Genomic DNA, 12,999 nt, shown 5'->3' with positions numbered 1-12,999 from the left:
GCACGGATGTATACCTTTAAGCTCGGCTCCCTCATCCTGTCCACCGTGTGCCAGTGGGGCATGCGGTGACACGAGAGGCGGGGCATTGACTCCCATCAGCCGCAGGGGATTCGTCGGCATCGGGGCAGGGCTCGCGGCAGGCGCGGCGCTGCCCACGGGCACGGCGTCGGCCGCCGCAGCGGGCGCGACCGGGACCATCACGGACGTCAAGCACGTCGTGGTGCTCATGCAGGAGAACCGCAGCTTCGACCACTACTTCGGCCGGCTGCGCGGCGTGCGCGGCTTCGGCGACCGGGCCGCGGGCAACATCCCGGGCGGCTGGGGCATGTTCAACCAGCCCAACTGGGGCGGCCGCCAGTACCCGTGGAAGCTGAGCTCCACCCCGCCGGCGGGCGGCGTGGACGGGGAGACCCTCGCCCAGTGCAACGGCGACCTTCCGCACAGCTGGACCTCGCAGCACGCCGCGTGGAACAAGGGCCGGATGGACAACTGGGTGACGGGCGTCGGCAACACCCGTACCCTCGGCTACCTCGACCGCGGCGACATACCGTTCCACTACGCACTCGCCGACAACTACACGATCTGCGACGCCTACTTCTGCTCGGCGCTCAGCGCCACGGGACCCAACCGCACCTTCCTCTGGAGCGGGAAGATCGACGCCTCCAGCAAGGACGGCGGCGACGAGTCCGGGCTGACCTGGGAGTCGTACGCCGAGGCGCTGCAGCGCGCCGGAGTGAGCTGGAAGGTCTACCAGAACGCCCAGGACAACTACGGCGACAACGGCCTGGCCTACTTCAAGAAGTTCACCGACGCCCGTCCCGGCGACCCGCTGTACGACCGCGGCATGGGGTCGGTGCCGAAGGTGACCGGCTCCACGCCGGACGACATCGCGGCCGCGATCCGCGCCGACGTGGTCGCCGGGACGCTTCCGCAGGTCTCCTGGGTGGTGGCGAACGAGGCGTTCTCCGAGCACCCGTACGCCCCGCCCGGCGACGGCGCGCACTTCGTCGACCTGGTCTACCGCGCGCTCGCCGCGAACCCCGAGGTCTTCGACTCGACCGTGCTGTTCCTCAACTACGACGAGAACGACGGCTTCTTCGACCACGTGCCGCCGCCGGTCGCCCCGCCCGGCACCCCCGGCGAGTACATCGACGGCGTGCCGATCGGCCTGGGCTTCCGGGTCCCGATGCTCGTCATGTCGCCCTGGACGCGCGGCGGCTGGGTCAGCTCCGAGGTCTTCGACCACACCTCCGTGCTGCGCTTCATGGAGACCTGGACGGCCGCCCTCGGCACCCCGGCATCGTGCCCGAACATCAGCGCCTGGCGACGGAAGGTCACCGGCGACCTGACGGGTGTCTTCGACTTCGCGCGCCCGGTGTACGGCGTCCCCTCGGGTCTGCCCTCCACGGCCAAGGTCATCGGCCAGGACACCTGCGGCCCGCTGCCCAACCCGGTGCCGCAGGACAACGCCCTGCCGGCGCAGGAGTCCGGTACGCGTCCGGCGCGCGCCCTGCCGTACCAGGTCAACGGGAACCTCGACCGGTTCGAGTTCGGGGCGGCGGGCAAGATCCTCGCCTGGTTCTCCATGACGAACCAGGGCGCCCAGGCGAAGCGGCCCGCGCACTTCACGATCCACCCGCACCAGCACCGGGACACGGCGGCCTGGCAGTACACGGTCGACCCGGGCGCGACGTCCACGGACTACTTCAACATCGGGCTCGGGTCGGGTTCGGGCAAGTACGACATCTCGATGATGGGGCCCAACCGCTTCCTGCGGCGGTTCATCGGCGACGCCTCCAAGGCGGGGAAGGCGATCGAGGTGGCGGCGCGGTTCGCGACCGAGCCGGGCACCGGGAAGACGGCGATCTACTTCAAGCTGACGAACACCTCGGCCGGTCCGGTGACCTTCACCATCCGCTCGAACGCGTACCGCACCGACGGCCCGTGGACGTACACGGTGGCGGCGAACTCCTCGCGCGAGGACTACTTCAACGCCGTGGCGTACAGCAACGGCTGGTACGACTTCACGATCCTGGCCGACATCGACGGCACCTGGTCGCGCCGCTACACCGGCCACATCGAGACGGGCGCGCCGAGCATCAGCGGCTGACCCACACACCCACAGTTCCTGCCAAATGGGGCACAAGGGATTTCATATGCCCTTGTGCCCCATTTCTCAACTCGGTCGTATTTCCCCGCATGTCCGTTATGGCATGGCGCGTGAGCCGAATCACCTCAGGTTTTCGACGATCTTTGGAACCGCCCCGTCCCCTTGTCCGGCAAGGAAGTTCGGGGCGCCGGGCGGGTCGCGGAAGTTCTCGAAGAAATACCCGCGCATTCGGCGCCTTGTTTCGTCCGACATTTCTCGCTTACGGTCACCTCGACCCGGACGGAACGCCGAATCCTGCCACCGTCCGAATTAGACCGCTCATTCACCCGATGGCAGGAGCGGGGGACCCACTTTTCGCCGGTCCGGTTTTTCCGGCACGGCTCGGGGTGAAGTCGCGCATGCGCGGCCGGGCATCTCCAGCCCGAACCCGACAGCTCACCCCGCAGGCGCCGGAGAGGACTGCATCATGCCCGCACACGGTAAGCACCGGCGCCCCAAGAGAAGGCCCCTGACCCGCGGCCTCGCCCTCGCGAGCACGGGCGGCGCCGCCCTGGCCCTGCCCCTGGTCGGCACGGCCACCGCGCACGCCGCGCCCCAGTCGGCCCCCGAGATCGCCCTCACGGGGAAGACCGTTCTCAGCGCCCCGGCGAAGATCGCGGAATCCATTCCGGCCGCGCAGAATTCCGCGGCCAAGACCTATACCGTCACCCGCGGCGATTCCCTTTCGGTGATCGCCCACAAGCAGAGCGTGCAGGGCGGCTGGAAGGCCCTGTACCGCGCGAATCGCGCGGCCGTGGGTGACAACCCGTCACTCATCCACCCCGGCCTGGAACTGAAGCTGCACGGAAAGGCCGCCGCCGCTCCGAAGAAGCCGAAGTCGCAGGCCCGTACGACGAGTACGGACCGGGCCGACCGCTCCCAGCAGCGCGCCGCCGCCCCGGCCGCCGCCCCGTCGAAGGCGGCTCCCGCGAAGTCGACCCAGGCGACGCAGGCGGCCGCGAAGACCTACACCAACGACCTGGACGGCTGGATCCGCGAGTCGCTGGACATCATGCAGAAGTACGGCATCCCCGGTTCGTACGAGGGGATCCAGCGCAACATCATGCGTGAGTCCTCCGGCAACCCGCTGGCGATCAACAACTGGGACTCCAACGCCGCCAAGGGCACCCCGTCCAAGGGCCTGCTCCAGGTGATCGAGCCGACGTTCCTCGCCTACCACGTGCCGGGCACCTCGATGGACCTCTACGACCCGGTCGCCAACATCACCGCCGCCTGCAACTACGCGGCGGACCGGTACGGCTCCATCGACAACGTCAACGGGCCCTACTGACAGGCCGGTTGAGCACGGGCGGCCTTGACTACGGGCGGCCTTGAGCACCGGAGGCCTTGAGCACTGGCGGCGACCGCTCTAGAAGTGGTCGCCGAACCAGTTCGCGGCGAGTTCGCCGACCTGTTCCAGGGTGCCGGGTTCCTCGAAGAGGTGGCCGGCACCCGGGACGACGACCAGGTCGTTCTCGCACGTCAGGCGGGAGCGGGCCTCCTCGTTGAGGTCCTGGACCAGCCGGTCGTGGCCACCCACGATCAGCAGGGTGGGGGCGCGGACCTGGGCGAGTCGTGGGCCCGCGAGGTCTGGGCGGCCGCCCCGGGAGACCACGGCGGACACCTCGGACAGCGGGTCGGCGGCGGACCAGAGGGCGGCCGCCGCGCCGGTGCTGGCGCCGAAATAGCCGGTCCGCAGCCCGTCGAGGCCGGGGCGGCCGGCCAGCCAGTGAGTGGCCCTCGACAGCCGGCCGGCGAGGAGCTCGGTATCGAAGACGTTGGCGCGGTCGGCGGCCTCGTCCTCGGTGAGCAGGTCGAAGAGGAGCGTGCCGAGCCCGGCCCGGTTCAGGCTCTCGGCGACGGCCCGGTTGCGGGGGCTGTGCCGGCTGCTGCCGCTGCCGTGGGCGAACACGACGATCCCCGGAGCGCCGTCGGGCACCACGAGGTGGCCCCCGACCTCCGCGTCCCCGGCCGGGATGAGCACCTCCGGGTCCCCGTCGTCCTGGTCACGGCCTGCGTGGTGGCGCTCCAGACAGGCGACGACCTCCTCGTCCGGGGTCTGGGAGAAGTCCTGGTAGAACTGGCCGATCGCGTAGAAGAGGGCCGGCTCGTGGACGCAGACGGTCTCGTCCGCCTCCCGGCCGATCCGCTCCCGCCAGTCGGCCGGCGCGACCGGCACGGCGAGGACGATCCGCGCGGCCCCCTGGGCCCGGACGACCCGGCAGGCGGCGACCGCCGTCGCGCCCGTCGCGAGGCCGTCGTCGACGACCACGACGGTCCGGCCGTCGAGCCGAGCCGCGGGCCGGGCGCCCCGGTAGCGCCGGGAGCGCTGCCCGAGCACGACCCGCTCGCGCGCCTCCACGCCGGCGAGGTCCCCGGCGGAGACGCGGCTGTCGGCGAGGACGTGGTCGTTGAGGACCCGTACGTCTCCCTCGCCGATGGCGCCCATGGCCAGCTCCGGCTGGAAGGGCACCCCGAGCTTGCGGACGAGGCAGACGTCCAGTGGGGCCCCGAGGGCGTCGGCGACCTGTTCGGCGACCGGCACCCCGCCGCGCGGAAGCCCCAGGACCACGACGTCGCGGCCCTTGAGGTGCTCCAGGCGTGCGGCGAGCTGCCGTCCGGCGTCGGTGCGATCGGTGAAGTACATGACCCGCTCGTCTCCCTGGTCCTGAAGCCGGCGCGCGGGCGGGTGCGGGCCGCCGCCCGTCAGGCGGGGCGTGCGACGAGGGTTCCGTCCTCGTCGAGGTCGACCCGCGCGCCGTGGGGCCGGCTGGTCCGGCCCAGTACGTCGTGGAGCCAGCGCGCGTCGCGGCCGGGAGCGTGCTCCAGCCGCATGCGCCGGGCCCGAAGGGGGATGATCCGTACCTCCTGGAGTCGGCCGTCGTCGGGCCGCACCGAGACGAGGTACAGCAGCCGCAGGTCGTCGCGGTACTGCTCGTAGCCGGTGATGCCCTCGTAGTCGTTGATCAGGTCTCCGCAGCCGTGCAGCACGAGCTTGCCGCGGTGGACCTCCAGCGGCCGGGGGTGGTGCGAGGAGTGGCCGTGCACCACGTCGGCACCGGCGTCGATCAGCGCGTGCCCGTAGGCGACGTCGGTGCCGGAGAGCGCGTACCCCCAGTTGGAGCCCCAGTGGAGGGAGACCAGGACGAGGTCGCCGGGGCGCTTGGCCTCCCGGATCCGGGCGAGGAGCCGCGTGGCTGCGGTGGCGGTGGGCCCGGCGGCGTAGTGGACCCCGCTGTGGGCCGCGGTGGCCGCCCAGTCGCGCGGGATGCCGCTGGAGGCCATGCCCAGGGCGTACGCGACGAGCCGGCCGCCGCCGGGCAGGTCGACGATCGCGGGCCGGGCGGCCGCCTCGGCGTCCTCGCCCGCGCCCACCGTGCGCACACCGTGCTTCGCCAGGGTGTCGAGGGTGTCGGCGAGGCCGCCGCGGCCGTGGTCGAGGACATGGTTGTTGGCCAGGACGCAGACGTCGGGGCGGACGGCGGTCAGACACGGCACGTTCTCCGGGTGCATCCGGTAGTGGACGGCCTTGCCGGGGGCGTACTCGTCGCTCGTGGTGACGGCCGTCTCCAGATTCGTGACGCGCACGTCGGGCGCGGCCACGTCGAGGGCGTCGAGCGCGACGCCCCAGGGGTAGGTGAAGTCCGCGCGGTGCGGGATCGGGCCGTTCACCGCCTCGGCGAGCGCCACATAGGACCGTGCATCGTGCACGTACCGCTCGCGCAGCGCCGGGTCGCCGGGGTGGGGAAGGATCTGGTCGACCCCGCGGCCGAGCATCACGTCGCCGCAGAGGAACAGTCCGACCCGGTCACCGTCCATGAACCCAGGGTAGACGCGGCGCGCCCGGCGGGCCTGAACGAATCATGTCTTGGGGGTCGGGGCCACGGGCAGGTTGTACACGTTGTCCGGGCTGACGATCTGGGTGATCGCCTGACCGAAGAGCGTGCTGGGCTCCACGCCGTCGTGCAGGATGTCCGTGTTCAGCATGACGATCATGGTCGCGCGGGCCTCGGGCAGGTACACCACCAGCGACTCGTAGCCGGGCAGCGAGCCGTTGTGGCCGATCCAGCCGTCGACGTTGAAGATGCCGAGGCCGTATCCCGCCCCGGGGATGCCCGTCGGCCGGGTCTCGAGGCGCTGCGCCTGGGTCTCGGGGGTGAGCAGGGTTCCGGTGGCGAGGACGCGCGCCCATTTGTGCAGATCGTCGAGCTGGGAGATCAGCGCACCGGCCGCCCAGCCCCAGGAGGGGTTCCAGTCGGTGGAGTCCTCGACCTTCCCGGACGCCGTCTGGTTGGTGTAGCCGTGGGCGTGCGGCCGGGGGAACTCGGTGCCGACCGGCAGGAGCGTGTGCCGCAGTCCGGCCGGTTCCATGACGTTCTGCTGAAGATATTCGTCGAGCGGGAGTCCGCCTTCCTGCTCCACCACGAGCCCGAGCAGGATCAGGTTGGTGTTGCAGTACTCGAACTGGGCCCCCGGCTGGAAGTTCACCGGGTGCTTGAAGGAGTAGTCGAGCAACTCCTGTGGGGTGAAGGGACGTTCCGGGTCGGACGTCAGGGCCTTGTAGAAGCCTTCGTCCGCCGAGTAGTTGAACAACCCGCTGCGCATTCCGGCGAGTTGACGGAGGGTGATCTCGTCGCCGTTGGGGACGCCGTCGACGTACTTGTCGATCGTGTCGTCCAGGCCGACCTTGCCCTGGTCGACCAGTTCGAGCAGGGCGGTCACGGTGAACGTCTTGGTCACGCTGCCGACCCTCATGTAGAGGTCCGGGTTCATGGGCGCCCCGGTGGTCTTGTCGGCGATCCCGAAGGAGCGGACGTACGTGCCCTTGCCGGGGGCGGACAGCGAGACCATCACCCCGGGCACGTCGGCCTCGCGCATGACCTGCTGGATCGCGGTGTCCAGGCGGGCCGCCACGTCGGGGGTGAGCTCGGCGAAGTCGCCGTTCGTGGCGGAGGGGGCGAGTGCGTTCGGGGCCAGTGCGTTCGGGGCGAGTTCCGCGGCGCTGTACGCGGCCACGGGGGCTTCCACGGAGAAGGCCGCGCCCGTCGAGACGGGAACGGCCAGCATGCCGGTCGCGGCGAGAACCACGCCGACCCGACGCCACCTCGCCTGCGACGGCGAGCGCTGTTGCGCAGGCGAGCGCTGTTGCGACCGCGAGCTCTGTTGCGGGTACCTCACGGCAGGCCTCCTGCCAGACGAGGACGACGACTCCCCTCCCTCAGGCTAGGCCGGTGCGCCGGGCGGTGCACGGCGAGCCGTTCGGCCCGCAGCGCACCGCCCCACCACGGCTCAGAAGTTGCCGTAGTTGACCTGCCAGGTCGGCAGCCCGATGTGGCGCCAGAGCGCGACGACCCGGTCGCGGTCGTCCAGCGAGACCCGTACCGCGTAGCGGTGCCGGATGTGCGCGTCGAACAGCTCGGCCTTGACGATGTCGTCGCCCCGGCCGTCGTCCGACGCCCGCATCCACAGCTCGTCGTACGGCACTTCGTGGCGCGCGAGCCACGCCTCGGTGAGGGCGCGGTGGTCCTCGCTGCGCCCGGACAGGAGCACGATCGTGTCGTTGTCCGCGTTGCGGAAGGCGCGCAGCGCGCGGGCCACGGAGACGTTCAGCAGGTCGAGGTCGCAGCGCGTGAAGTCGTACGGGCCCCGGTCGCCGCGCAGCGCGAGCGTGCCGTCGATGTCGCACAGGACCGCCGACGGGAGCGCGGGGTCGGGTACGTACGGCGCGGCCGACGGCCGCGCGTCCAGCCACTCGGCGGTCAGCCGCCAGCCGCCGCGGGTCGCCTTGGCGTGCTTGTCGGCGAGGATGCGGATGATCTCCTCGCCGACCGACCGCTCGCGCGCCGCGTCGCGCCGTACGCACTCCTCGACCGGTACGTCGGTGAAGTCGTGCACCACGAAACGGGCGTCGAGGCCGACGACGGCCGCCTTCAGCCGCTTGGGGATGTGCGGCGTGAGGTGCGTGTTGTCGACGACGACGTCGAACCCACCCTCGACGGCCGAGCGGACGGCCGCGTCCTGGATGTCGAGGACGGTCCGCTCGTGCGCGTGCGAACGGCCGCGCTCGGGGGCCGGGACGTCCAGCATGGTGCGCAGGTCGTCGAGGTTGACGCGGCGCATCCGGCCCTCGGCCTCCGCCTGCAGCCGCCGGGCGGCCGTGGTCTTCCCCGAGGCGGGGAGCCCCGTCATGACGTGTACTTCGGGCACGGCTCAGTTCTCCAGGTCGGTGGTGTACGGGTCGGTCGCCTCGGGCCTGACGGCCCGCCAGACGAACAGGTCGGTCGGCCGCCCGTCGAGGCGCAGGAACATGGCCGACCGTACCTGCGGGTCGACCGGCAGGGTCTTGACGGCCCGGGCGAACGCGCCCCGGTCCCCGGCGAGGTGGGCGATGCCCGCGTACGCCTCGTCGATGGCGCGTTCCTGCGCCGCCGCCTCGTCCTCCAGGCGGGCGACGACCCCGCGCACCCAGGCGTCGAACTCGTCGGGCACCTGCTCCAGGAGGGCGTCCAGCGGCCGGCCGCCGGCGGAGGTGACACCGCCGAGTTCGGCGACCGAGAGCCCCAGGCCCTGCGCGAGGCGCTTCACGGCGGTGCCGGCGAAGCGCTGGATGCCGTGGCTGCGCCAGATGTCCCGCTCGGTGACACCGGTGAGCACCTTGTGGAGGCGTACGTACTCGCTCAGCTTGGCCTTGGCACGCACCCCGGAGGCGTAGCGCAGCACGAATCCCTCGGCGTCGGTGCCGGTGGCGGGGCGGCCGCCGGGCAGGGTGTTCGACTCGGTGAGGGCGAGCAGTTCGTCGAGCGGCATGGCGGGCCAGGTCCGTACGACGGAGCCGACCTCCGTCCAGTCGGCGGCTGCCTCGGCGAGCGGGATCTCGGTGCCGTCCGGCCCGAAGGCGGCGAGCAGGACGAGGTCCCGACGGTCTCCGTAGTCGACGACGATACGATTCTGCGGGTACAGGATCTCGGCGAGGTACGTGACGCCGGGCGTCAGGGCCCCGGTGTCCCGGCCGTCGAGCCGGCGCTGCGCCCAGGTCGCCTGCGCGCTGATGAAGGACCCCTTGGACGCGACCTGCCAGCGGTCCGCGTAGTGGAAGATCACGGCGAGGCTGCCGTCGACCTTGTCGTAGACCTCGAACGGCTCGTCGGGCAACGCGGGCGCGTAGGGCTGACCGGCCTCGTGCTCACCGATGTTGAAGAACTTGGGCAGCGGCAGCGCGACGATCTCGCCCGTCGCGTCGTCGGCGACGAGCCCACGGCAGCGCGTGGTCACCTGGTTCCAGATCCGCTCGTACTGGCACGCCCGCGTGTACGTGTAGATGGACAGCGGCAGTTCGGGGTGTGCCTTGCGGGTGACGTGCCCCGCGTCGATGGCGTCGGCCAGCTCGCGCGCGGGCAGCAGCTCCTGGAGAGTCAGGTGTGCCTGGCTCATCATTCCTCCTGGTCAGTGGTGGCTCATTGTCACCTGCGCGGGCGGCGCGCCGACACTGCTTTATCGCTGGGACCGTCCGCAGGGCGGCGGGGGCGTGCCGTGCGCGGGGGTCGTCCGATCGGTTGACCCCGGCGTCCACCGGTCGGTCCTTCACGGCGAACCACAGAGCCGACGGGGAGGGGGCCGCGGGCGCCCGACGATGGTGGGGAGAGCGGACCGACTGCCTCCGCCGCCCACCGTGAAGGCGCCCACCGTGAAGGGACGACGTCCGTGCCGCTGACCGTCGCCAGAAGGAGAACCGCCATGGATGCGAACGACCGGCTGCTGCTCGCGGCCGCCCACCGGGGCGACACCGCGGGTGTCCGGGCGGCGCTCGACGCCGGCGCACACGTCGACTGCCGGGACACCGAGCTGCGCACGCCGTTGCTGCTCGCCGCCCGGGCGGACCGGGTGGAGGCCGCGGAACTCCTGGTCGCGGCGGGCGCCGACCCGGACGCGCGGGACAGCCGGGCGGACACCCCGTGGCTGGTCACCGGGGTGACGGGCAGTGTGGCGATGATGCGGGTGCTGCTCCCGGCGGGCCCCGACCTGACACTGACGAATCGCTTCGGCGGCACCTCGCTGATCCCGGCGGCCGAGCGCGGCCATGTCGCCTACGTACGGGCCGTGCTGCGCGAGACGGACATGGACGTCGACCACGTCAACCGGCTCGGCTGGACCGCCCTGTTGGAGGCGGTGATCCTCGGCGACGGCGGCCTGCCGCACGAGGAGATCGTCGAGCTGCTGATCACAGCGGGGGCGGATCCGCTGCTCGCTGACCACGACGGGACCACCCCGCTCGACCACGCGCGACGGCGCGGCTTCGCCGGCATCGCGGGCCTCCTCGCCGCCGCGACGGCCCGTACCGGACGGGAGACCTCACGATGAGGCGCGTACCGCACACGACCGCACGGGCGAAGGCACGCGGCCGGGTGCTCGCGTCGGTGGCCGCCCTCGGCGTCGTCCTCGTCGGCTGCGCGGCGGACGCGGACGCGGATGCCGGCGCGACGCCCGGTGGCACCCCGGCACCGACCTCCGCGGACGCCGCTCGGCCTACCGGTTCCGCCCCGACGCCGACGCCGGACGGCACGCTCCTCGTCGCCGACTTCGGCTCCGACACCGTCACCTTCGTGGACCCGCGGCGCGGCGCGGTCGGCTCCGTCGAGGTGGGCACGGCTCCGTACGGCCTGGCGGTCGGCGCCGACGGGCGCGCCTGGGTGGCGACCGCCGAGGGCGTGGCGGTGGTCGACACCCGGACCCGCACGCGGCTCGCCCTCGTCCCGTACGAGACGGAGACCGGTCCCGTCGAGACCGGCGAGTACCGGGGCGGTGGCATGGGCATCGCGCTCTCCCCCGACGGCCGCCGGGTGTACGTCGGGGTCAACGTGCCGGGCGGGAACGGGACCCTGGAGGTGATCGACACGGCGAGCCGTGAGGTCACCGCGACCGTGCCCGTCGGACGGCGTCCGTTCGACGTCGACGTGGCGCGGGACGGCTCCGAGGTGTACGCGACGGACCACGACTCCTTCGACGTGACCGTCGTCCGCGCGGACACGCTCGCCCCGCGTCGCATCGAGGTCGCTCCGTACGGCACGGAGGGCGGCCTCGGTTCGTGGCTGAAGCCGCACTACGCGGTGGTACGGCCCTCGGACGGCCGGTTGTTGCTCCCCTTCGAGGGCGAGCGGCTCGTGGTGGTCGACCCGCGGACCGGACGCTCGGAGATCGAGCCGATGACCGCCGACACCCATCAGCACGGAGCCACGATCACGCCCGACGGCAGGCTGTTCGTCGTCGGTACGGGGCCGATCGACCCGGACGAGGACGAGGGCCCCTGGCTCACGGTCCGGGCGCCCGACGGCACCGAGCGGGTGTACCCGCTGGACGGCCCGCACGAGGACGTCGCCGTGTCCGAGGACGGCCGCACCGCGTACGTCACCGGCGGCTTCACGCGCGACGGCTACTGGGACGGCATCACGGTCATCGACCTGGCGAGCGGCGAGACCAAGCGCCTCGCGGCGGGTGAACGCCCGCTGGGCATCGCGGTCCTATAGGCGAGCGGGGCCTTCGGCCCCGTATCCCATGCGTCCAGACTGTCCCGTGTGTCCCGTGGTACATCACCTTGCACCAGCCCTCATCCCTTAGACGAGGAGAGTCACCGTGGTCCCGAACCCTTCGTCCGTCACCACCGTCTTCCGCGACGTCCGCCCCGGGGGCGGTCCGCGGACCGATCTGATCGCGGTGGACGGGGTGCTGGTCGCGGACGGCTCGGTCGCGGCAGGCACGGTCGTGGAGTACGTGGACGGGGCCGGCCGTCTCGCGCTGCCGACCCTGGTCGACGCGCATCTCCACCCCGACAAGACGACCTGGGGCGAGCCCTGGCACCGCCGCCGGCCGGCCCGCGGCATCGCCGCGTACGTCGAGGGGGACGTGGAGCTGTACCGCGCCCAGCGCACCCCGCTCGCGGAGCGGGCGCACCGGCTGATGGCGCACGCGGCGGCCCAGGGCACCCGGGCGATGCGCGCCCATGTGGACGTGGCGCCCGCGTACGGTCTGGAAGGCGTCGAGGGCGTCGCCGCCGCGCGGGAGCGGCTGCGCGGTGTCGTGGACGTGGAGGTGGTCGCCTTCCCGCAGCACGGCGTCGGGCGTACCCCGGGCGTGGCCGAGCTGTTGGAGGAGGCCGCGGCGGGCGGGCTCGTCTCGCACATCGGCGGGATCGACCCGGAGGGCTTCGACCTGGAGGGCGCGGGGCGCGACGGCGGCCAGCTCGACACGGTCTTCGGCATCGCGGAACGGCACGGCCTGGGGCTCGACATCCACCTCCACGACCGGGGTGAGGGCGGGCTCGCGCCGCTGCGCGACATCGCGGCCCGGACCAAGGCGCTCGGGCTGCGGGGCAAGGTCAACGTGGGGCACGCGTTCGCGGTGGCCGAGCTGTCCGGGGCCGAGCTGGACGAGATGGCGGACGTGCTGGCCGACGCCGGGGTCTCGCTGACCACGGTCGCGCTGTCGGTGACCACTGTGCTCCCGTTCCGCCGCCTCGCCGAACGTGGGGTCCGGGTGGGCCTGGGTTCGGACGGCGTACGGGACAGCTGGAGCCCGTTCGGGAACGCGGACATGCTGCACCGGGCGTGGCTGGCGGGCTGGGCGCTCGACGTCCGGCTCGACGAGGAGCTGGAGGCCTGTTTCCGGCTGGCCTCGGACGGCGGCGCGGACCTGCTCGGCCTGCCGCACGCCGACCTCTGTCCGGGCTCCCCGGCCGACTTCATGCTGGTGGAGGGCGAGTGCGTGGCCCAGGTGGTGGTCGACCAGCCGCGTCGCGAGCTCGTGGTCCGGGCGGGCCGGGTGGTGGCGAGGGACGGCCGGCCGGTCTGAGGCCCGGC

The 12,999-nt window shown here is 72.3% G+C and carries 10 protein-coding genes and 1 riboswitch; of the genes, 5 read left to right on the top strand and 5 right to left on the bottom strand.

The annotated features are described in order from the left end of the window. Positions 1–85: 85 nt before the first annotated feature. Both AB0F56_RS27810 and AB0F56_RS27805 read left to right on the top strand, forming a co-directional pair. Positions 86–2,110, top strand: coding sequence for a phosphocholine-specific phospholipase C (locus tag AB0F56_RS27810; protein WP_362014315.1), 2,025 nt, complete (start codon positions 86–88; stop codon positions 2,108–2,110). Positions 2,111–2,415: 305 nt separating this feature from the next. Beyond that, positions 2,416–2,572, top strand: a riboswitch (cyclic di-AMP (ydaO/yuaA leader). Between the two features lie 4 nt (positions 2,573–2,576). After that, the gene (locus tag AB0F56_RS27805) at positions 2,577–3,440 is read left to right on the top strand and encodes a transglycosylase SLT domain-containing protein (protein WP_362014314.1); all 864 of its coding nucleotides are present in this window, start codon (positions 2,577–2,579) and stop codon (positions 3,438–3,440) included. Between the two features lie 78 nt (positions 3,441–3,518). On the opposite strand, the gene AB0F56_RS27800 is transcribed toward AB0F56_RS27805, so the two are convergent. From AB0F56_RS27800 to AB0F56_RS27780, 5 genes are all read right to left on the bottom strand, one after another. Beyond that, a complete protein-coding gene (locus AB0F56_RS27800) occupies positions 3,519–4,796 on the bottom strand; it encodes a phosphoribosyltransferase family protein (RefSeq protein WP_362014313.1) in 1,278 nt (425 codons plus the stop codon). 59 nt (positions 4,797–4,855) lie between these two features. Beyond that, positions 4,856–5,968, bottom strand: a complete 1,113-nt coding sequence (locus AB0F56_RS27795; protein ID WP_362014311.1) for a CapA family protein — start codon at positions 5,966–5,968, stop codon at positions 4,856–4,858. A 42-nt stretch (positions 5,969–6,010) separates the two neighbouring features. Beyond that, complete coding sequence (locus tag AB0F56_RS27790; protein WP_362014394.1) at positions 6,011–7,216, bottom strand: serine hydrolase domain-containing protein; 1,206 nt, start codon at positions 7,214–7,216, stop codon at positions 6,011–6,013. Positions 7,217–7,438: 222 nt separating this feature from the next. Then, on the bottom strand, positions 7,439–8,356 hold the full coding sequence (locus AB0F56_RS27785; protein ID WP_362014309.1) for an AAA family ATPase: 918 nt from the start codon (positions 8,354–8,356) through the stop codon (positions 7,439–7,441). 3 nt (positions 8,357–8,359) lie between these two features. Next, entirely contained in the window at positions 8,360–9,580 is a 1,221-nt protein-coding gene (locus AB0F56_RS27780; protein ID WP_362014308.1) for an RNA ligase, read from the bottom strand. A gap of 303 nt (positions 9,581–9,883) precedes the next feature. Between AB0F56_RS27780 and AB0F56_RS27775 the strand changes: the two genes are divergently transcribed. From AB0F56_RS27775 to AB0F56_RS27765, 3 genes are all read left to right on the top strand, one after another. Further along, positions 9,884–10,507 (top strand): ankyrin repeat domain-containing protein, encoded by a 624-nt coding sequence (locus AB0F56_RS27775; protein WP_362014306.1) that lies wholly within the window; start codon positions 9,884–9,886, stop codon positions 10,505–10,507. Beyond that, positions 10,504–11,670 carry a YncE family protein gene (locus tag AB0F56_RS27770; protein WP_362014304.1) on the top strand — a complete coding sequence of 389 codons (1,167 nt, stop codon included), beginning with the start codon at positions 10,504–10,506 and terminating at the stop codon, positions 11,668–11,670. The genes AB0F56_RS27775 and AB0F56_RS27770 overlap by 4 nt, the downstream gene beginning before the upstream one ends. 106 nt (positions 11,671–11,776) lie before the next feature. Beyond that, positions 11,777–12,991 carry an amidohydrolase gene (locus AB0F56_RS27765; protein ID WP_362014302.1) on the top strand — a complete coding sequence of 405 codons (1,215 nt, stop codon included), beginning with the start codon at positions 11,777–11,779 and terminating at the stop codon, positions 12,989–12,991. Positions 12,992–12,999: the final 8 nt, after the last annotated feature.

Source organism: Streptomyces sp. NPDC026092, assembly GCF_040638605.1.
Classification (GTDB): Bacteria; Actinomycetota; Actinomycetes; order Streptomycetales; family Streptomycetaceae; genus Streptomyces.
The sequence above is the reverse complement of the archived record's forward strand: the minus strand, read 5'-3'. Positions and strand labels throughout refer to the sequence as shown.